The organism is Nitrobacter sp. TKz-YC01 (assembly GCF_047824785.1).
GTDB lineage: Bacteria > Pseudomonadota > Alphaproteobacteria > Rhizobiales > Xanthobacteraceae > Nitrobacter.
Genome location: NZ_CP181167.1, coordinates 2,440,611 through 2,458,541, shown reverse-complemented (window position 1 = coordinate 2,458,541; position 17,931 = coordinate 2,440,611). Strand labels below are relative to the sequence as shown.

Here is a 17,931-nt window from a genome sequence, read left to right as displayed (position 1 = left end):
GCCATGGTGTTTTCCCAACAGAGACATCTCGGACAATAACGCTGCCGGGTTAAAATTGCGACGGGCGGTCACCAAATTTTGTCACGCCGTCACCAAACCGCAACCATCGCGCTCGATCAATCCACAATCCGACCGCAGCTTTAGGAATCCCACCGCCCCCTCAGTCGGTTAACCATTCCTTAAGAATCGACCAGCGCACCTTGGAATTATTCCAACTTTGCCCCTGTAGTGAACAGACAGAGAACATTGCGGGGCGCGCTGATGGAGGTTGACGATCTGGATGACGAAGTCATTTCCGCTTGGATGTCCGCTGATTCCGAGACCCGGAAGCGGGTTCTGGAGATATTGAAGGCTTCCGCGCGTTCAAAATCAGACGAACAGCAGCCTTTGCCTCCGGTTCAGCCTCGCCCCACCACTGGATAAGATCGGCCAAATCCGGATCATCACCCTTTTTGGTCATGGGGCCGCGCCCAGTGAGCAGCCATTCCAGCGAGACACCAAACTTGCGCGCATAGATCACGGCTGTCTTGTGCCGGAAGCCTGAACTGCCGTTTTCGTGACCCGCATAGGTAGGGTAGGACGCACCGAGAGCGCGGGCGGCGTCGGCCGCCGACTCGTACCCAGCAGCCTGTCGCGCTGCAGCCAGTCGTTCGTGAAGTTCCATATCTGTGAGATTGCCATACTTAGATATGAGAAACTCATTGACGCGGAGCTATGACTTTCTCATACTCGCGGCATGAATAAGCAAATCGACATCAGGGCGCTTCGCGTGTCCCTTGACCTTACTCAAGAAGAGTTGGCCGAGCGCCTCGGCGTCGACCAAAGCACTGTTTCCAATTGGGAGCGTGAAAGCGGGACAAAGCCTCGTGGCCCGGCTCTGAAGCTGCTGCAAAGCCTCGTCGCCGACCCCACCCCGCCCGCGCATGAAGGCGAGGCGGTATGAGGGCGCTCGCTTGAGGGCGGCGGGATGCCGAAAGAGCAGACTTTCGCGCCGGTCTATCAGATAGACGCACGCGGAGCTGACGCGGGGGCCGTGGAGCGGATCAGGGGTGTTCTGGCGCAGCACGCCAAGGCGATCGCCGGGCAGGGCAAGGCGATGCAGAGCGCGCAACGCTTTCAGTCAACCGGAGTTGCGTAGTCGTGGCTGTTCCGGAATTTCCAGCCTCGCTCATGCGGGAGCGGTCGGGGTCGTGGCAGATACTGTCGTCGACGGCTTCTGTCGGTCAATCTGCACAAGGTGCGTTCCCTCGCGTAACGACCAGCGGCGGCGGATTGTGGAAGTGTGAATACGGCTCGATCAATTTACGCACGCCGGATCACGTCCGCGCCTGGCGCGCGCTGGAGGTCCTGTGCGACGGCGGCTCAGCGCCGATCATCGTGCCGATGTGCGACAAGCGCCACTTCCCGGCGCCGATTGTAGATGGGAAGCCTCTCTACGCGATCGGAGCCGTGCCGCACTCCGATGGTGCGCTCTTCGACGACGGGGCGGGATATGCCCAGAACATCGTCGACGCGTCTGTTCTGCTGGACGCGCCGTTGCGGGCCGTCAGCCTCGCACTGTCATTCGCCGCTGGCGGCCCGCTGCGCGGCGGCGAGTTCTTCTCGATCGAGCACCCGACGCAAGGCTGGCATCTGTATGAGGTCGGCACGGTCGATGATCAAGGCGGAGGCAACTCCGTGATCACGTTCCGCCCGCCGCTCCGGGAGGCGGTGACGGCAGGGATGTATCTCGAATTCGACCGCCCGCGCTGCGTCATGATGCTCGCGGACCCGAATGTGATGAAGCTGACATTGTCGATGCGCCGCTTTGCTGACACCGATGTCAGCTTCGTCGAATACTTCTATCCGGTCTGACCTGTCATGAATCTTTCGCAAGATGAACTGGCCGCGCTGGCCAGGAATTCCGCGCGCATCGGCGTGTTTTTCCGCCTGGAAACGGATCCAGTCGTCAGGCTCTGGCTGGGCGTCGGGCCTTTCGAGACGACGCAGCCCGACGTGCTTGACGGTACGGGCGCAAAGTATAACGGCTTTGGCGAGGTCGGCAGCGTCCCCGCCCTCAAGCAGATGGTCAACGGCGCGGCGCAGCGGGTGGAGTTCACCATCAGCGGCGTGACCGGAGACATCCTTCAAATCGCATCTGGCGGCGATGCACAGCAGGTCAAGGGGAAGCGTGTTTCTGTCGGCTTCGCCGTGATGGACGATAACTGGTCGCTGCTGGGCCCGATCAAATGGATTCAGAACTACACCGCCGACTACCTCGCGATTCAACAGGTGGCGCCGACCGAGGTTGGGCAGTTGACCGTCAGGACCGTCACGCTTTCTGCGGGGACACTTATGACCGGTCGCCGGCGGCCGGGGCTGGCCTATTTCACGAACCAAGACCAGCGAGCCAGATATCCGACCGATTATTTCTGCGAGCGCACGCCGCTCTACGCTAACGGGTTCAACAAGACGTGGCCGCGGCTGTCAGCATGACGCTCACGGATTACTTCGCCTCCATTCTTCGCAAGCGCTGGTCACCGGGGACGTGGGATTGCTCGACCTTCATGGCGGATTGGGTTGTCAATGTGTGCGGGCGCGATCCGATCTCCGATGTCAGGGGCACCTATTCTTCGGAGCAGGAGCTTCGGCGCATCGTCGCTCGCGAGGGCGGATTCCTCGAATCCTGTCATTCGCGTCTGACCGCGGTCGGGATGCGGCCGACCGTGGCGCCTATCGCCGGCGATATCGTCGCCGTCGACGCGCCTTACTCGGTAGGCGGCGAGATACGGCGAAGGCCGACCGGTGCGATCTGCGCCGCCCCGCGCTGCCATGCCGTCGTCACGTCGGACATGGGTTTGGTGATGGACAGCGACGACAGGCTCCCGATGCTGCGGGCGTGGACGTTCTGATGGCGGAGACGATCGGGACCATACTGATCGCGAGCGTCGCGCCGGGGGCGATCACGGGGATAGGTTTCGGCTCAGCGATCAGCGGTGCGTCATTTCTCGGCGTGAGCCTTGCGACCGCGGTCGGCACTGCGGCTATCCTCGGCACCTCGATCGGGCTGAACTACGCGCTGCGGCCGGATGTGCCGAAGCCGGAGAACGGGTCTCACCCGCTTAAGCAGGGAATCCCGCCGCGCATCCGGGGCTATGGCCGCAACCGGCTCGCTGGCTACTACATGCTGTTCGAGGAATCGGAGAAGAACTCCTACGATGTCATGGCGGTCCATTCCGGCCGCGTCGCCGCCGTCGTGAACATGTACCTGCACGACGATCTGGTGGTGTTCGACCACGGCGCAACCGACGCGATACGCCCGGCCTTCGCTGATGACGGTCGATACGGCCCGGTCGGCAACGTCAGGGTTCACTTCGGCTACGGCGACGGGTCAACTCAAAGCTTCTTCGGTGTCGGGCCAAGCGGCGGCATATGGGACCCCGCAACGCATTTCGGAATCGGCATCTTCTGGGCATCCCTTTATTGCCAAGGTCAGGAAATCAAGCCGGAAGACTACACCGAGATCTATCCGCGCGGGCTTCCCGCCCTCTCTCTGGTGCTCGACTGCTCGCCGGTATGGGACCCTCGCGACCCGACGCAAAGCCGGCTGGATTCCTCGACGTGGAAGATTTCCTACAACCCGGTCCTGCAACTTCTCGACTATCTCACCCAGGTCGATGGCTGCATGGGGCTGGATTTCGACATCCTGTTTCCGACGCCGGCGCATCTCGCTCTATGGATGCACGAGGCCGATCTTTGCGATGAGCGCGTCGCCACGCCGGGCGACACCGAGCCGCGTTATACGTCGAATGGTTGGTATCAATTCGACAACAAGCCCGAGGATGTCGTCAATTCGATTTTGGCGACCTGCGACGGGTGGCTGGCGGAAGCCGGTGACGGCTCGCTCGCGCTCAAGGTCGGGGTGTATCGCGAGCCGACTGTCACCATAGCAGCCAATCACGTCATCGATTTCAACATCAATTACGGGCAGGCGGACGAGCAGACCGTCAACCAACTCAACATATCCTACACCGATCCGAATTCGGGCTATGTCGAGGTTCAGGCCGAGCCATATCGGGATGAAGAGTCGATATCACTTACCGGTGTGACGCGATCTCAGTCCCTTGACCTGAAATGGACGCAGACCGAGACGCAAGCGCGCCGTCTGGCTGAGCGGGCGATGAAGCGCCTCAATGCGCCGTTGAGCGGGACCATCACAACAAAACTTTACGGCCTTGCCGCGCTCGGCGAGCGATGGGTCAGGGTCCAGTATCCCTACGTTTCCGGGCTTCAGGATTCGGTCATCGAAATTCAGGACGCCGACATCGATCTGATGGCCGGCCGGATCACGTTCACGTTCATCCTCGTATTCCCTGAGATTCTTGCACCCTACGACCCGGATGCCGGTGGCGAAACGCCCGTCATCCCGCCGAGCATCAAACGCGAAGACGGATCGAGCGTGTTCCGCGAGGATGGATCGCTTTACATAAGAGAAGACGCATGACCGGGAAGATATCGGAAGACCCTGATAGAGTCGTCAACGGAACCGAGAAGTTCGCCGCTGCCGTGGGCGGCAGCAACTTCGGCATTCTGGCATCGTCGATTGCGACGTATCTCGCATCGCTCGCGCAGACGCTCACCAACAAGACCATCAACGCCGCCAACAACACGATCAGCGGTCTGACGACGGCGATGTTCGCGGCGAATGTTGTCGACGCTGACAGCACTTTCGCTGCGAATAGCGACACACGCATTCCGACGCAGAAGGCGGTCAAGGCGGCGACTGACGCGCTATCCGGCAGCCTATCAGGCAAGGCGGATACGTCGGCTCTCGCGGCCGTCGCCACGTCCGGAAATTACGGCGACCTGAGCGGCACACCGACGCTCGGCGCGATGGCAGCGAAGGATGATGTCGGGATCGCCGACATCGATGCAACCGGAACACCTTCGTCATCCACCTATCTCCGTGGCGACGGGTCGTGGCAGACGCCGGCCGGTGGGGGTGGCGGCATCGAAGGACCTGTATCGTCGACAGATAGCGGCTTCGCGCGATGGGACGGGACAGACGGCGGATCCCTGAAGGACGGCGCCGCAACGGTTGACCTTACATCGGAGGTCTCAGGGACGTTGCCGGTTGCTAATGGTGGGACTGGCGTCGTCGCCATCCCTGCATTCGCCGTTAGATGTAGCGCAGATCAAAATATCGACACCGCAGTCCTAACTAAAGTTGCGTGGGATACCGAGATCGCTGACAGCAACTCGAATTTCGATAGCAGCACGAACTACCGTTTCCAGCCAACCGTAGCCGGAACGTACTACGTTCACGCGAGACTCGTTTATGGCACGGGCGGCAGTCCGATGACATCTGGCAACAATATTCAAGTGTTTATCTACCGCAATGGTGGTGCGGTGTATGGCAACAGCACTTTTGCGGGCGGGGCAAGCGATGTCGTCGACATAAGCCAAATGATCGCCATGAACGGCAGCACCGACTACCTCGAAATCTACGCTTACCATGAAAATGGTTCAACGCGCCCGCTTCGCGGGTCTGGCTATTCATCCTTCATGGGTTTCCGGGTCGGCGCGTAGCGCGGCTCCGTATTCAATTCCTCTCACAATCAAGGCCCCAACTCATGACTCTGACGGCTGACGAAGTTTATCGCGATTATGCAACGAACGGAGTGCCATCGAGCGGCGCGCACAAACCGAACAAGCGTGAGATTCGCAAGCTTTTGACCGGCTACGAGTCCGTCATAGATGCGGTCTTTGCAACGGGTGGAAAGGTCTATTCGACATGGGACGAGTTGAGGGTTGATCTGACTCCCGATGCGAACACGATGGCATGGGTCATCCGTGACACAGATGTCTACGACAATGGCATCTATCGGAAGGTCGGAGGTTCAGGGTCTGGGTCGTGGACCCGTCTGGCCGATTTGCCAATGCCACTCATCACGGCAACCGACACTGGCGATGGCTCTGCTGATGCGATCGTCGCGACAAGCTCTTTGCCGGTTACGACTTCGAGCATCGTGCGCTTGAGTATCGCATCAACAAATACAGGTTCGCCTGTGACGGTCGCATTTAACGGAAATAGTCCGGTCCCCATAAAAACGATTTCGGGTGGCGACGTGCCCCCTAGTGGCTTGGTCGGAGGTTCAACCATCCTCGGGTTCCTGTCAGGCGACGGCACGTTTCGCCTGCTCTCGGATTTGGCAAGCGCTTCGATCATTTCGGAGGCAGAAAGCCTCTTGGATGACACGGAAACCGCGCGTGATGCGACATTCGACGCTCGGGATATAGCCATTGCTGCGGCTGATCAGGCTGCAGTCGAAGGCGCCGGAGATGTGCCGACCTCTGCAACGCGTGCGCTTGCACAGGTCGCGACGATTCCTTCCGCTCGATCCTATCTGATCGTTTCGGGCTTTGCTGCCATCGGCGATGGCGGGCAGGCGCTTTATAAGAAGGCTGTGAGCGAGCCTGGTCATGCGGGAAAGTTTCAGTCGGGGGATGGCGCGTGGTGGGAGATCGCGGAGACGAGGGTCGCGCCGCAGATGTTGGGCTACACGACCGGAGACGTGGCGGCTTATGTCGGTGATGCGCTTGATGTTGCCGACTATATATTCTTCCCGGAGAAATCAGACGGTTATGATTTCGAGACCGATGTCACCAAGACTTTGACGAGCGACAAAGTTATCGATTTCAACGGTCAACTCGTGCGCTTTGACGATGCAACGCTATGGCTGAAAGGCGAGACCGTTGCGACCGGGCTACTGCCTCAAACCTTCCACCTTCGCTACAGCACGGATTGGATTATCTCCGATAGCGCCGGTATCGCACCCGGAGACCTGCTTTACGTCAACACCACGGTCGCGCCTTCGACAGATTGGTCTGACACCAAGAAGGACGTTGTCCGCATAGCTGGCGTGGATGCAGGCACTGATACTCTAACGTTGGACCAGGGGATCAACTTCCGTTATGACACAAGCGACGCGGGAATCACCTGCGACATCTACCGGCCGCATAAAGTCACACTATTGCGCCCGAACCTAGAAATGATGTCTGATGCGACGCCGCAGATCATGATCCATCTTGAGGCGCTGCACGACGTTGAGATTGTTAGTCCCACGATCAAAGGCCAAATGCCTTTCGACCGTGCCAGCAATATCTACCGTGTGGGTATCCAGCTTTGGAAGTGCTGGCAGTGGACAGTGACCAATGCCTATTACAAGGCGATGAGCTACCCGATTGGTGTCTACGGAGGCACCCGCCTCGGGGCGGAAACCAACACCCGAGCGCGCTATTGTCATCATAGCCACGCCGATCTTGGCGATTGGGCGTCGGACTATCGCCTGATCGGTCTTGACGACAGCGATAGTTTTCAAGCCCTCAACCGGCACCCGTCGTTTCGCTGCTTCGCGGAAAATTTCAACGTCAGAAAGAATACCGGCCTTAGCAACTGGCGCGGGTTCGGTGGCGGCTGGTCCAACGGCTATATTCAGTCGGCGGCAACCGACGCTGATGAGCTTGCGCAGTTCCAGAGCGATGCCGTAGCTGCTGGCTACGAGTACATGTACGAGGATGCCGACGCCTACTTTGATAACGTCGTGTTTGACATCCCCGGCAGAGTTGTGAAGCCCGCGCTTGAGGTTAGGAAGGGCCGCAACGTGACTTTCTCACGGCTGACGATCCCAAGCATCGGCGCGTCGGCTTCTCCGGCCAACATGATTGAAAATCTGATCTTTGGCCCTGGTAACAGAATCGGTGATTTGAAAGCACCGGCCGGAATCAACGCAGGTAATTACGTGCGTAACCAGGTGCGGGTTCACGTTCCGCCGTTGCTGGCGGCGAATAAAGTGTCATCCGTCTATCACATCGACCCACACGCCTACATTGTCGATCAAAGCGGAGGATTTCTAAAGTGCTACGGGCCGATCGAGAGTGGCCTCCCCGGAGATTCTGGGGCAACTGTGAGAATTCACCTAAACGCCTTCGCTGGGACAGATCAGGCGACGGTTATCGTCGGCGTGGTTAAACTTTTCGCCACCCTGATCCACCAAAACTCCGGATTTTTCTCAACGATCGAAAAGCACTACAATTTCGCTTTTGAGAATGGCGGCACTGGTGTCGTCATGCCAACTACGCCAGTTTACACCAGCGGTTTGTCCGGCCAAGCAAACGAGAGCGTCACTCTTAGCTTAAGCTCGATAACCGGCGCGCACGGCGCAGATGCGTATATCCAGTTCGCCGCGACCATAGGTGCCGGCGGTCGTGATAGCCCGATTGTGAGTCTCGATTACGAGTTGACGTTGAGGCTGTGCCAATGACGCCTATGTCGTCAACGTGACCGCACCAGCCCCGCCCGCGCCGATGACGGAGCCGACGATCAAAAATATCGTCTCTGTCTCGGATACGTAGGAGCCAAGGCTATCGTCATCGCGGGATGTTCGAAGAATCATCGAGCGAGATTCGATGTAAGGACGCGACACGAGAAGTCCCGTCCATGCGCCGATTAGCGTGCAAGCAATGATTGCCAGGATAGCCATATCACCCCCCATGAAAAGTAATTCGCGCGAAGTGCAGTCTTCAATGACTGCGGTTAGGGATTCCTACCTCCGCAACCTCTCCGAGTAAACCCAAAGGACCCACCAATGCCCAACCTCGATTCCGGGGGCGCTGGCGTGCGGCTGACTTCAGAAAAAAAGCCCGACCAAAAGGCCGGGCTCCACTGGTTACCACCAATAAACCGGGCGACGCCATGGACGCCAATAAGGTCGTGGCGGCCCATAGAAGCGAGGCGGGCCCCAATAGCGATACGGTCGATAGAAGCGCCGGTTCGGCACGCAATTTCCCCATGGGTTGAGATGCCATCCCGGGCCACAAGCCCAGCCGATCTGGGTGATGGCGCCGGGAACGCTCGGCGCTGGGGGAATTGGCAGCGCCTGTGCCGCAGATGTCATTGCGACGGTACCCGCGGCAAGAAGGATTGATGCAAGCAGCTTCATGTTTTCCTCCTTTCCATTTCGGTAGGAGATCGTTTTAGCCGCGCCCGCGCTGAACGCAAGATGACGAAATGCGCCATGTTTTTGGCACACTTTTGACGAGCGCCGCGTAAGCGCGCCCGCAATCCACTCAAACCTGAGCCCAACCAACCTCTTTTCCGAGGACGAGAACCTATGACCAAATGGCCGAAGGACAATCAAGCTGCGCGGAACGCGTTCTATGGCGATCCGGGCAGGGGGCAGATTGGTCCGCAGATGGTGCCCGTCGTGCCGCCGTTTGCGATGTATTACGAGGGCAAGCGGGTCAAGGCGATCCAGTTTCACCGCAAGGCAGCTCCCGCTCTGCTCGCGGCGCTGAACGAAATCTGGGACTACTGCCAGCACGATCAGGCCAGGATCGACGCGGCCGGCGTGTCCCGCTACGCCGGTGCCTACAATCACCGCAAGGTGCGCGGTTCAAAGACGAAGTGGTCGAACCATGCCTATGCTGCCGCGATCGACCTGAACGCCGGCGAGAATGCGCTCGGTGTGAAGAAGGGCACCATGCCGCAGTTCGTGGTCGATGCCTTCTGCCGGCAAGGGGCGATGTGGGGCGGCTGGTACCGAGGTCGCCCGGACTGGATGCATTTCGAGTTCGTCGACAACGGCGGCCGCCAGCCACAGTCGCCGCCTCCGCCAGCCTGGCGTGAGCCGGTGAAGTTTTTTGACGAGACCGAGCCGGATGCGCCGGCCGACGAGCTCGAGGACAGCCCGCTCAGGCCCGTGCCGGCAGCGGCGTCGATCAACATCGAGACGGTGCAGCGCAAGCTGGACAGGCTCGGCTATCACGAGGTGGGCGGCATCGACGGTATCTGGGGCAGCAAGACGGCCGCCGCCATCGCCGCCTATAAGAACGACAAGGTGCTGCCCGGTGCGCCTGTCATTGATGCGGCTTTGATTGCGTCGATCGACCAGAGCATCGCCGATGGATGGTATCGGCCGGTCGACGTCGACCGTATCAAAATTACCGCGAACGACATCGCGCCCGCGGTGCCAGCCGTCAAGCAGACGCTGTGGCAACGGTTCTGGGCGAAGGTCGTCGGCTTCGGAGCCATGATCGCAGCGCTCTTTCAAGGGCTGGCCGAGCAATTTCACGCCGCCCGCGAATACGTGCAGCCGTTCACGACCTGGTTTCGTGACGTGCCCGGCTGGCTCTGGTTCGTCGGCATCGCTGGCGTCGCGCTGCTGATCTATCTCAGCGCCAACAAGGCGACCGAAAGCATCGTCGACGCCAAGCGAACGGGGAGGCTGAACTGATGGCAGCCATCCTTGCATTCTTTGCGTCGACCATGGGCCGATACCTGATCATCGGCGGCCTGGTGCTGGCCGCTGTCGTCGGTATCAGGCAGTCCGGCGTCAATTCCGAGCGCCGCAGGTGCGAGGCGGCCGCCCATCAACGTGCCGTCGAAATCATGCAGCGCGACATCGCGATCGGCCAGCTTCAGCAGAAGCTCGACGATACCATTTCAGCAGAACAGTCCGAACAGGAAAGGGTAGACCGTGAAGTTCAAGAAAAACTCGAAGCCGAACTCGCGAGGCGTCCTGTTGCTGATCAGTGCCTTCTCAGCGAGCCTGATGCTCGGCGGCTGCGCTAGTCGTGGCATCGAGCCGCTGGCGCGCAATCTCCCTGCGATGCCTGCTTTTGCAAAGACGGCCAGCGTCCCTGATCCGAAGGCGGGCGAGAGCGCCATCGCCGTCGCTGCTCGAGAACGCGCCGGCCGAAAGCGCGCCAACACCACGATCCTGAATTTCAGGAAGTGGTACGGCGGGGTGCGCGAAGCCTACGGGAAACAGCGATGACCTGCTCCCTCCGCGGCATCTTGCTGCACTTTAACAACCGCATTTCCGAGGTCGCGGCGGCGTGCGTCATGCTCGGCATCGGCGTGCAGATCATCGCCGCGCCGGTCCCGACCGATTATCATGCGTTGGACCTGCTGCTGGTCTACGTCTCCGGCGACATGGTTGCGGCCGGTTTCATTCTGGGTGGCGCCATCCGGATGGCCGCGTTGATCGCAAACGGGCACTGGCCGAAATATGGGCCATGGATCCGGTCAATCGGTGCTCTCGCCGGGGCGCTTCTGTGGTCGCAGATGTTCCTGAGCCTGATCGTTCTTCCTGCCGAAAAGCTCACGTCGCTCAACGCGCCGTTCTGCCTGGTCTTCACCTGCGTTGAATTGTTGTCGGTCTACCGGGCCTTGGCGATGAGGGACCATTATGGAAGGGGCGTCTGAAAAGGCGTTCGGAGCGCTCGGGCAATTCCCGATCATCCAGGCCGCCGTCGCAATCCTGATCCTGCTCGGCGGCGTCTACATGATCTTTAAGGCGTCGAAGGACAAAGGCCGGGCTCCTGATCCGATCCCGCAATGGCTGATGATGGGGCCGCTCCACGACATGATGGAGGCGGTGCACGACATCGCTGAAGAAAGCCGCCGCGCCAACGATCTACTCAAGGAGTGCCGGGACGCGCTGCTGGCGTGCAAATCCGCGCTCGAGCTGATCCGGAATGAATCGCGGCTGCGGTGAGCGGGGCTGCCGATCCGAACGTTTGGGGCGAACGGACCAGCAGTCCCGCGCCGGTCAGCGGAACCTACCGGCGCTTCGATCATACCCGAAAATCTCAACCGGAGACACCATGCGACAAACCGTCATTCTGGCGGCGTTCTGCGCTGTCCTGCTTGCGTCGAGCGCCGATGCGAGACCGAGGGATCGTCACCGGCACCATATTGATATATCTCAACAATCCCGCTTATTACGGGAAAATCCCGTAATTAAACCGATCCCTCTCGGCCGGCGGCGCCGAAACATGGAGAAAAGCGAAGTCGGAATTCCGACTTCGCAACAAAATCAGCGGTTTAGAGGTCCGGGCCGGTGGCGCCGAGTAAGCCCCGGCCTTCACCGCGTCATGGCGACCGGCGCTGTTCGCATTGTCGGCGGTCGCCCGGCTGGCTGCCCGCGCCGGTACTGCGGCTGCGGGGCCTCGCTTCACATCTTCGGCCGGATCATCCCGCGATTGAACCTCGCGGCGAACTGGCTGCGCTTCCCAAGAGCCGCTCCAGCACCCGGCATGGTCGCAGCGCGCCGTCACCATGTGTTCGTGCTCAAGCGGCACCTGCACGGCAGGGTCTGGCTGGTTTGGGATGCGAATTCGGGGCGGGGCAAGACCCGCATCCATCCGCGCTCGATCGCGGGGTTCACGATCGTTGATCCGAGGGGGTGAGGGCGCTTGCTGTCCGGATTGTGACGTTGCCCGTGGACCGCTCAGTGACGGGGTCGTACCAGACGGTGCTGACATCACCGCATAGCGCAAGCGGATAAAAGCGCCGCAGCAAGCCAAGTCACACTACCACGCCGCGCGCAGGAATGGAATCCCTGATGCAATCTATCCTCGCTCCCATCGGCTCTCTGCTGTTCAGCTTCGGGTTCGTTCTGATCCTCATCGCTGGCTGGATGCGCCTCTGCGACAGCGGGAGCGATCTGGCGGGCAGGGTGCTTGGGGCAGGCGTCACGCTGATGCTGCTCGGGTGGGTGGTGATGTGCGGGGCAGATTCATCCTAGTCCGAACCGGAGGCGGTGTCAGGCTGACCCCTTTGGGTGCTGCGTTGCGACTCTCGGGTGATCTAACCATTTCTTGCGAGCAACCATCAGCTCTGCCGAAAACCGTTTCGCTGACTTGCTGGGGACGTGCGCTAGAAGTTCCGACATCACATTCCCCATCGCGGTAATAGCTTCCCCTACATCGACATCGAATGGCTGCTCTGGCTTTCCTTGGCCAGAGAGCGCGGCGCGCAAGCGGCATTCTAAGCAATTACACGCCATCCTCACCGCCCTCCTTCACGGGGAGGGGAGGGGCGGCTCATAGCCTTCGCCGTCACAATCATCTTGGCGAGAGGGGCGCGTTCGGAGGCCACTTCGTAGACATATGAGGTCATGCCTTCGAGAAGGTGTGCGACCTTGCCAGGATCGCCAGCGGCGGCAAGCGCGGCGGAAAATCCGAGCGCCGACGCCAGAGATTCTAGGACGCTCGACATGGCGTCCGGGTCGTGAATGGTGCCGCGCGACATCTCAAGCGAGATCAGAGCGTTCAGCTTGTCGGCAAAGGTCTGATCGCTCATGCCGCCTCTCCCTGCGAGGGGTGAACGGGGCGGGAACAGATGATCCTGTTTTTGAGGCTGGCAAAACCGCATTTGTTCGCCGTTCCGGCCGGGCTTGCCGTGCGGTTAAAGCGAGAAAAGTCCAATATTAAAGCGGGTTTCTTGGTGCCGGCGGAGAGGATCGAACTCCCGACCTTCGGTTTACAAAACCGCTGCACTACCGCTGTGCTACGCCGGCCTGAATCACGATGGTTCTGGATCGAATCGATTCAGAATCATGAACGTGATCGACTTCAGTATTCTCTAGAAGCGGGGTGCGGGCAGAGGACCGCGCCACACTTTGCCTCGTCTCGCTCTTGAACATGATCCGATCAAGTTGAATCGAACCATGCTCCCGAAATTGTTGTCGGGTCGCGTTTTCTTGCGGCGAACCGGTCATCAACTTCGCCGGGAAAGCGTTGAATCCGATTCAAAAGCGTTGAATCAGACTCGTCGCTTGTCTTTCTGTTTGAGCATGATCTTTTCCGAAACCGGTTTCCAGTTTGCGCTGGCGCGGCCCTTCCGGTCGGGATCATGCTCCACGACAAGATGATAAACCAAAACACGGGTGGACAACAGCGGCGTAAGCTCCCGCACGCCTCTGCGTACCTGAAGCCTGCTTATGGCGGCATGTGGGTATCGTCAATGCTTGGGGTCCGTCAATATCGCTGGATCCCGCGTTAACGATTCGACAGCAGGATCGTTCGCATTTGAACCCCCGAGCATCCCGGCACGTTAGGCTTACCGGAAGTTTCGGTGGCAGCCTTAACTCTTGCCGGCATCGGTTCGATTAGGATTTGCCCTAAACCGGGAATCCAGTGATGCGTATCGGACTAGTGCTGGCTGTTCTGATCGGGACCTCGTTGACGGCTCTGGCCGGCAGCGGTCCGGAGATTGTGATTCCCGGACGTCCAGGTATTCCCATCATCATCAACGGTGTCGATGCATCCTATGCCGTCGTCGAAGGCGACTGGGGGCTTGGCAGGAGGATGCAACCGCGGCCCACGGTGTATGGCGGACGCTACGTCGATTACGAGCCGTATGTCGGTCACTACTATCCGAGTCTTGGCCGCACCCCCGGTTACGGCCGCCTCGAAATAGAGCCGCCGCCCAATCGCAGGCTGCCGCGGCACGCGGAAAGCTTTCATCAGTCGTGGTCGGCCCGTTCCGCTCCGACGCCCGCGCAATCCGACATCCCGCAGATGCCGCCTCCGGTGATCCTCGCGCCCCGGATCGGGCCATCGGGTTCGCCGCCAGGCTTTCGTTGAGATCCAAGGCCGAAATCGAACAAAAAACAGCAGGAGAGAGTGATGCGTCAGATGGTTTCCGGAATGGTCGCGGTCGCGGCCATGGTCGCCGCAAGCGTTATGCCCGCGATGGCTTGCGGAGGGTGGTACACGGGCGGATGCGCTTCATGCCTCTCGTATGGCTCCTGCGCATGGGGTTATGGTCCCGGCTACGGATTCGCAGGCTATGAGCACCTGCCGTCTCCGACGCAATACTTTTATGTCAATCAGGGGCCGGCCTTTAGTGGTCCAGGCAACTTCGCGCCGGTGCCGACCTATCAGGAAAGCGCCGTCGCCGGATGGAACGCCTACAGCCGTCCCTACTATTATCCCTACGACGGCGGCCGTTACGCCCACGCCATGCACCACTACTATGATGGCGCGCCGGCGGCCGGACCGGTCGTATACAGCTATCGCTGGAATCGGAACCGGCATGACGGCCACCCGCATGGTCGCCGTCATCTGCGTTACGGCCATGCTTCACCGGATGGCCATCGCGCCGCTCTTCCACGGGTGATCTACGGATCGGGTCATCATCATGTCGACCGTCATGCTGTGCAGTATCGTTACGACTGACCCGGCGCGCCTGATGGATCAAACGCCTGCCCGCAATGTCCGATGCGGTCGGGCGTCGCTCCGTCAGTGCATGAGGCCGAGACGGCTGGCGCCGATATAAAGCGCCAGCACCGCGGCATTCGAGACGTTCAGGCTCTTGATGTCGCCGGGCATGTCGAGGCGCGCGACCGCGCTGCATGTGTCGCGCGTCAATTGCCGCAGACCTTTTCCTTCGGCGCCCAGCACCAAAGCCAATGGCTGCCGCAACTGGATGGCGGCGAGATTTTCGCTGCCGGCGCTGTCGAGGCCGACGGTCATGAAGCCGCGATCGTTCAGCCCGGCCAGCGCGCGCGCCAGATTCTGCACCAGCACCAGCGGCACGATCTCCAGCGCGCCGGAGGCGGACTTCGCCAGAACGCCGGTAGCCTCTGGACTGTGGCGCGCCGTGGTGACGATTGCCTTCACCGCAAAAGCCGCGGCCGATCGCATGATCGCGCCGACATTGTGCGGATCCGTGATCTGGTCGAGCACCAGCACGATGCCCTCCTGCGTTAATGTCTCGATATCAGGCGAGGGCAGGGGGTCGGCTTCGGCGAGCAGTCCCTGATGAACCGCGTCAGGGCCCAGTCGCTGGTCGATCGCGCTCGGGCGGACGATCTCAGGCGGGATCGGGGTGGTGATATTTTCATGCGTAAGCCGTCGCGCGGCGTTTTCCGTGACGAGCAGCTTTCGGATGCGGCGCCGAGGATTGGCCAGCGCGGCAGTCACCGTATGCCAGCCATAAAGCACCGCCGGACCATCGGCGCCGGTCTCGCGGCTCTTTCGCGCCGAACCATGCTTTGGCGGACGGTTCCGGCCTTTGGTATTCTTGGTGTCGCTCCGCGGGGGTGAGCCCCGCCGGAATCGCGGCTCTCGATCACGATCGCTCATGTAGGCGTGTCTCGGACGGTGCGGAATCTATCGAGAATCGTAAACCTGGAGATCTGGAATAGCGGGGAGGCAGGGAAACCAGCCAAGCTATGAGGCGTCTGATCTCCAGACGGCTATCATAACCGGATATGCGTCGCCATCCGTCACTCGCCTGTTTGAGATCTATTTTCGCTTAGCCGGCGCATTGGCGGAGCGCTTCGAGCTTCAGAACATCGATGTGACGGTGCGAGGAAATCTGAATCACTCCGGTTCGCCGTAACCGCGTGAGCTCGCGCGAAACGGTTCCAATCGTCAGGCCAAGAAAGTCGCCGATTTCCGTGCGCGTAAGCGGAAGATCGAAAGCCGTAGTGGCGTTGTCTCCTGAAAGCGGATCGATCTGCCGAACCATCATCATGAGAAAGCTGGCCACCTTTTCGCGCGCCGTCTTTCGTCCCAGCGCCAGCATCCACTCGCGACCCTGATCGACCTCACGCAGGGCCTGGTGAAGCAGTTTCGTTTCGAGAGCCGGATTTTTTTCGAGCATCTTTCGCAGCGCGGCCCTGGTTATGCTGCAGACCTCCACACCTGAACAGGCTTCGACGCGGACAGGGCTCTCTTCTTGATGAAGACGTCCGACGAAATCGGGCGCGAACTGAAGTCCGACGATTTGCTGGCGACCATCGGCCATTGTCTTGGTCAGCTTCAGCACGCCGCGCATGACATTCGCATAGGAACTGATCGATCCCTGCTCCTGCAGGAGAACGTCTCCGGCGGATACCTTCACGACACGCGTATGCCTGGCGAAATCCACTAGCTCATTGGCGTTGAGCGCCCCGCACATGCCCTTGTGCCGCACCTCACAGCTCTCACAGAGCTTCGGCACATTGGAGTTATGGATGTCCTTCCGGGGCGTGTTCATATCGCTCCAGCTTGAAGTTAACCGTATGTCGGGAAACCGCTTTTTCGACGGACCGGCGGTTCCCTCGCGCGGAGCCTGCATCCCGCAAGCCGTCCTGTCTTTGTGATCGCGCAAAGTCGGCCGGAATTGTTGCGCGCCGCAATCTCCGGCGTCAGTCGGGTCGCCGCCACAATATGAACACGATTGCTGACGCTGCAGCGTTATGCCGCAGTCGTATCGCAGGTATGCCGATTTCGCACTGCACCGGAGATCGAAGCCCTGTTATGTGTTTGTCAACTTTCATAGTGGAGCGACTGCGAAACCTTCCGGCTCTCCCTGATGGCTATGACGCACCGGTGTTCGGCCACCTTCGGATCCCTAACAGAGGTTTCTCACCGCTAACAATGGCCGGAGGGCCCATGCTAGTCCTGAATGACAACCTGTTCCAGAACGACAATTTTGTCCCGCACGACAACAGTCTTCCCAAGGCGCGGAATAACAATCCGGCCGGCTGGGCTATCGCGTGCTCGGTCATCATGCTGATGGCCAGCCTCGTATATGTCACGAACGGGCGCGGCCCCCATGACATGCCTCACGAACAGCAGGCAGCGGTTCACGCTCAGCTTCATAGATGAGTTTGAGTTCAAGCCGCGAAAGCTGCGATGCCTTTTCGAATCAGAGACTGTCCAGCCTGGTTTGAGCTTCCGGCAGGAAGAGACAGACGAAGGTTTGCCTGAACGTTTATTGAGTTTCGGCGGCCGTATCATTGCCGGGATTTTCGGCGCACCAGTTACGCCGCGAGCGAACAGACTCCGCCGCGCGGAGTAACGTCTATGGATTCACCAAAGCGCGCTCTTTATAGCCGACGCAAACTGCTGCAAGGGCTGGAGTCTGTTTCAACTGCGTTGAATCAAACTCGTCGCTTGTCTTTTGCTTGAGCATGATCTTTTGCGGAGACCGGGCGCGGCCCTTCGGGTCGGGATCATGCTCTAGAAGCTGGCTGCCGCCATTATAAGCCCGGACCCTACGAGAGACGCCACAAGTCCAAAGCTGCCCGCGAAAAGGAACAGCCTGCTGGTCGGATCCTGAGGCATTCGGGCATCACTGTCTTCATCCATGTCGACCTCCTTATTTTC

Annotated in this window: 23 protein-coding genes and 1 tRNA gene; 18 read left to right on the top strand and 6 right to left on the bottom strand. The window is 60.0% G+C overall.

What is annotated here, in order from left to right:
• Nucleotides 1–289 precede the first annotated feature (289 nt).
• Entirely contained in the window at nt 290–664 is a 375-nt protein-coding gene (locus ACMYR2_RS11670; protein ID WP_416192955.1) for a hypothetical protein, read from the bottom strand.
• 72 nt (nt 665–736) lie between these two features.
• On the opposite strand from ACMYR2_RS11670, the gene ACMYR2_RS11665 reads away from it, so the two are divergent.
• The 8 genes from ACMYR2_RS11665 (at nt 737) to ACMYR2_RS11630 (ending at nt 8,303) form a co-directional block, all read left to right on the top strand.
• On the top strand, nt 737–943 hold the full coding sequence (locus ACMYR2_RS11665; RefSeq protein WP_416192954.1) for a helix-turn-helix domain-containing protein: 207 nt from the start codon (nt 737–739) through the stop codon (nt 941–943).
• A 24-nt stretch (nt 944–967) separates the two neighbouring features.
• Complete coding sequence (locus ACMYR2_RS11660) at nt 968–1,138, top strand: hypothetical protein (RefSeq protein WP_416192953.1); 171 nt, start codon at nt 968–970, stop codon at nt 1,136–1,138.
• Between the two features lie 2 nt (nt 1,139–1,140).
• Nucleotides 1,141–1,854 (top strand): hypothetical protein, encoded by a 714-nt coding sequence (locus tag ACMYR2_RS11655; protein WP_416192952.1) that lies wholly within the window; start codon nt 1,141–1,143, stop codon nt 1,852–1,854.
• 6 nt (nt 1,855–1,860) lie between these two features.
• On the top strand, nt 1,861–2,475 hold the full coding sequence (locus tag ACMYR2_RS11650; protein ID WP_416192951.1) for a hypothetical protein: 615 nt from the start codon (nt 1,861–1,863) through the stop codon (nt 2,473–2,475).
• Complete coding sequence (locus ACMYR2_RS11645; RefSeq protein ID WP_416192950.1) at nt 2,472–2,891, top strand: DUF6950 family protein; 420 nt, start codon at nt 2,472–2,474, stop codon at nt 2,889–2,891. Before ACMYR2_RS11650 ends, ACMYR2_RS11645 begins: the two co-directional genes overlap by 4 nt.
• Nucleotides 2,891–4,483 carry a phage tail protein gene (locus ACMYR2_RS11640; protein WP_416192949.1) on the top strand — a complete coding sequence of 531 codons (1,593 nt, stop codon included), beginning with the start codon at nt 2,891–2,893 and terminating at the stop codon, nt 4,481–4,483. Before ACMYR2_RS11645 ends, ACMYR2_RS11640 begins: the two co-directional genes overlap by 1 nt.
• 62 nt (nt 4,484–4,545) lie before the next feature.
• Nucleotides 4,546–5,568, top strand: a complete 1,023-nt coding sequence (locus tag ACMYR2_RS11635) for a hypothetical protein (protein ID WP_416192948.1) — start codon at nt 4,546–4,548, stop codon at nt 5,566–5,568.
• 44 nt (nt 5,569–5,612) lie between these two features.
• Entirely contained in the window at nt 5,613–8,303 is a 2,691-nt protein-coding gene (locus ACMYR2_RS11630; RefSeq protein WP_416192947.1) for a hypothetical protein, read from the top strand.
• Between the two features lie 405 nt (nt 8,304–8,708).
• Here the strand turns inward: ACMYR2_RS11630 and ACMYR2_RS11625 are convergent, their stop codons facing one another.
• Nucleotides 8,709–8,936, bottom strand: coding sequence for a GCG_CRPN prefix-to-repeats domain-containing protein (locus ACMYR2_RS11625; RefSeq protein ID WP_416194089.1), 228 nt, complete (start codon nt 8,934–8,936; stop codon nt 8,709–8,711).
• Between the two features lie 216 nt (nt 8,937–9,152).
• Here ACMYR2_RS11625 and ACMYR2_RS11620 point away from each other — a divergent pair, with 216 nt between their 5' ends.
• From ACMYR2_RS11620 to ACMYR2_RS11590, 7 genes are all read left to right on the top strand, one after another.
• Nucleotides 9,153–10,274, top strand: coding sequence for a M15 family metallopeptidase (locus ACMYR2_RS11620; RefSeq protein ID WP_347265445.1), 1,122 nt, complete (start codon nt 9,153–9,155; stop codon nt 10,272–10,274).
• Entirely contained in the window at nt 10,274–10,612 is a 339-nt protein-coding gene (locus ACMYR2_RS11615) for a hypothetical protein (RefSeq protein ID WP_347265444.1), read from the top strand. The genes ACMYR2_RS11620 and ACMYR2_RS11615 overlap by 1 nt, the downstream gene beginning before the upstream one ends.
• Nucleotides 10,593–10,817 carry a hypothetical protein gene (locus ACMYR2_RS11610; protein ID WP_347265443.1) on the top strand — a complete coding sequence of 75 codons (225 nt, stop codon included), beginning with the start codon at nt 10,593–10,595 and terminating at the stop codon, nt 10,815–10,817. The genes ACMYR2_RS11615 and ACMYR2_RS11610 overlap by 20 nt, the downstream gene beginning before the upstream one ends.
• A complete protein-coding gene (locus ACMYR2_RS11605) occupies nt 10,814–11,248 on the top strand; it encodes a hypothetical protein (RefSeq protein ID WP_347265442.1) in 435 nt (144 codons plus the stop codon). Before ACMYR2_RS11610 ends, ACMYR2_RS11605 begins: the two co-directional genes overlap by 4 nt.
• Nucleotides 11,232–11,540 (top strand): hypothetical protein, encoded by a 309-nt coding sequence (locus ACMYR2_RS11600; protein ID WP_416192946.1) that lies wholly within the window; start codon nt 11,232–11,234, stop codon nt 11,538–11,540. Before ACMYR2_RS11605 ends, ACMYR2_RS11600 begins: the two co-directional genes overlap by 17 nt.
• 379 nt (nt 11,541–11,919) lie before the next feature.
• On the top strand, nt 11,920–12,234 hold the full coding sequence (locus tag ACMYR2_RS11595) for a hypothetical protein (protein WP_416192945.1): 315 nt from the start codon (nt 11,920–11,922) through the stop codon (nt 12,232–12,234).
• Nucleotides 12,235–12,389: 155 nt separating this feature from the next.
• Nucleotides 12,390–12,572 carry a hypothetical protein gene (locus tag ACMYR2_RS11590; protein ID WP_416192944.1) on the top strand — a complete coding sequence of 61 codons (183 nt, stop codon included), beginning with the start codon at nt 12,390–12,392 and terminating at the stop codon, nt 12,570–12,572.
• A gap of 263 nt (nt 12,573–12,835) precedes the next feature.
• Here ACMYR2_RS11590 and ACMYR2_RS11585 read toward each other — a convergent pair whose 3' ends face one another.
• Nucleotides 12,836–13,129, bottom strand: a complete 294-nt coding sequence (locus tag ACMYR2_RS11585) for a hypothetical protein (protein ID WP_416192943.1) — start codon at nt 13,127–13,129, stop codon at nt 12,836–12,838.
• Nucleotides 13,130–13,271: 142 nt separating this feature from the next.
• A tRNA-Thr gene (locus ACMYR2_RS11580) sits at nt 13,272–13,346 on the bottom strand.
• A gap of 622 nt (nt 13,347–13,968) precedes the next feature.
• On the opposite strand from ACMYR2_RS11580, the gene ACMYR2_RS11575 reads away from it, so the two are divergent.
• A complete protein-coding gene (locus ACMYR2_RS11575; RefSeq protein WP_416192942.1) occupies nt 13,969–14,415 on the top strand; it encodes a hypothetical protein in 447 nt (148 codons plus the stop codon).
• 42 nt (nt 14,416–14,457) lie between these two features.
• A complete protein-coding gene (locus ACMYR2_RS11570; RefSeq protein ID WP_347265214.1) occupies nt 14,458–15,009 on the top strand; it encodes a hypothetical protein in 552 nt (183 codons plus the stop codon).
• A 63-nt stretch (nt 15,010–15,072) separates the two neighbouring features.
• On the opposite strand, the gene ACMYR2_RS11565 is transcribed toward ACMYR2_RS11570, so the two are convergent.
• Both ACMYR2_RS11565 and ACMYR2_RS11560 read right to left on the bottom strand, forming a co-directional pair.
• A complete protein-coding gene (locus ACMYR2_RS11565; RefSeq protein ID WP_347265215.1) occupies nt 15,073–15,918 on the bottom strand; it encodes an RNA methyltransferase in 846 nt (281 codons plus the stop codon).
• A gap of 172 nt (nt 15,919–16,090) precedes the next feature.
• Nucleotides 16,091–16,816 carry a Crp/Fnr family transcriptional regulator gene (locus tag ACMYR2_RS11560; protein WP_347265216.1) on the bottom strand — a complete coding sequence of 242 codons (726 nt, stop codon included), beginning with the start codon at nt 16,814–16,816 and terminating at the stop codon, nt 16,091–16,093.
• 398 nt (nt 16,817–17,214) lie between these two features.
• Between ACMYR2_RS11560 and ACMYR2_RS11555 the strand changes: the two genes are divergently transcribed.
• Nucleotides 17,215–17,430: a hypothetical protein gene (locus ACMYR2_RS11555; protein WP_347265217.1), complete on the top strand. Its 216-nt coding sequence runs from the start codon at nt 17,215–17,217 to the stop codon at nt 17,428–17,430.
• Nucleotides 17,431–17,931 lie beyond the last annotated feature (501 nt).

Coding starts and splice junctions, on each gene's coding strand:
- ACMYR2_RS11595 (WP_416192945.1), top strand. CDS start 11,920: ATGGCGACCGGCGCTGTTCGCATTGTCGGCGGTCGCCCGGCTGGCTGC.
- ACMYR2_RS11645 (WP_416192950.1), top strand. CDS start 2,472: ATGACGCTCACGGATTACTTCGCCTCCATTCTTCGCAAGCGCTGGTCA.
- ACMYR2_RS11570 (WP_347265214.1), top strand. CDS start 14,458: ATGCGTCAGATGGTTTCCGGAATGGTCGCGGTCGCGGCCATGGTCGCC.
- ACMYR2_RS11610 (WP_347265443.1), top strand. CDS start 10,593: ATGCTCGGCGGCTGCGCTAGTCGTGGCATCGAGCCGCTGGCGCGCAAT.
- ACMYR2_RS11640 (WP_416192949.1), top strand. CDS start 2,891: ATGGCGGAGACGATCGGGACCATACTGATCGCGAGCGTCGCGCCGGGG.
- ACMYR2_RS11575 (WP_416192942.1), top strand. CDS start 13,969: ATGCGTATCGGACTAGTGCTGGCTGTTCTGATCGGGACCTCGTTGACG.
- ACMYR2_RS11650 (WP_416192951.1), top strand. CDS start 1,861: ATGAATCTTTCGCAAGATGAACTGGCCGCGCTGGCCAGGAATTCCGCG.
- ACMYR2_RS11625 (WP_416194089.1), bottom strand. CDS start 8,936: ATGACATCTGCGGCACAGGCGCTGCCAATTCCCCCAGCGCCGAGCGTT.
- ACMYR2_RS11665 (WP_416192954.1), top strand. CDS start 737: ATGAATAAGCAAATCGACATCAGGGCGCTTCGCGTGTCCCTTGACCTT.
- ACMYR2_RS11605 (WP_347265442.1), top strand. CDS start 10,814: ATGACCTGCTCCCTCCGCGGCATCTTGCTGCACTTTAACAACCGCATT.
- ACMYR2_RS11555 (WP_347265217.1), top strand. CDS start 17,215: ATGCTAGTCCTGAATGACAACCTGTTCCAGAACGACAATTTTGTCCCG.
- ACMYR2_RS11670 (WP_416192955.1), bottom strand. CDS start 664: ATGGAACTTCACGAACGACTGGCTGCAGCGCGACAGGCTGCTGGGTAC.
- ACMYR2_RS11620 (WP_347265445.1), top strand. CDS start 9,153: ATGACCAAATGGCCGAAGGACAATCAAGCTGCGCGGAACGCGTTCTAT.
- ACMYR2_RS11630 (WP_416192947.1), top strand. CDS start 5,613: ATGACTCTGACGGCTGACGAAGTTTATCGCGATTATGCAACGAACGGA.
- ACMYR2_RS11660 (WP_416192953.1), top strand. CDS start 968: ATGCCGAAAGAGCAGACTTTCGCGCCGGTCTATCAGATAGACGCACGC.
- ACMYR2_RS11585 (WP_416192943.1), bottom strand. CDS start 13,129: ATGAGCGATCAGACCTTTGCCGACAAGCTGAACGCTCTGATCTCGCTT.
- ACMYR2_RS11560 (WP_347265216.1), bottom strand. CDS start 16,816: ATGAACACGCCCCGGAAGGACATCCATAACTCCAATGTGCCGAAGCTC.
- ACMYR2_RS11600 (WP_416192946.1), top strand. CDS start 11,232: ATGGAAGGGGCGTCTGAAAAGGCGTTCGGAGCGCTCGGGCAATTCCCG.
- ACMYR2_RS11615 (WP_347265444.1), top strand. CDS start 10,274: ATGGCAGCCATCCTTGCATTCTTTGCGTCGACCATGGGCCGATACCTG.
- ACMYR2_RS11565 (WP_347265215.1), bottom strand. CDS start 15,918: ATGAGCGATCGTGATCGAGAGCCGCGATTCCGGCGGGGCTCACCCCCG.
- ACMYR2_RS11590 (WP_416192944.1), top strand. CDS start 12,390: ATGCAATCTATCCTCGCTCCCATCGGCTCTCTGCTGTTCAGCTTCGGG.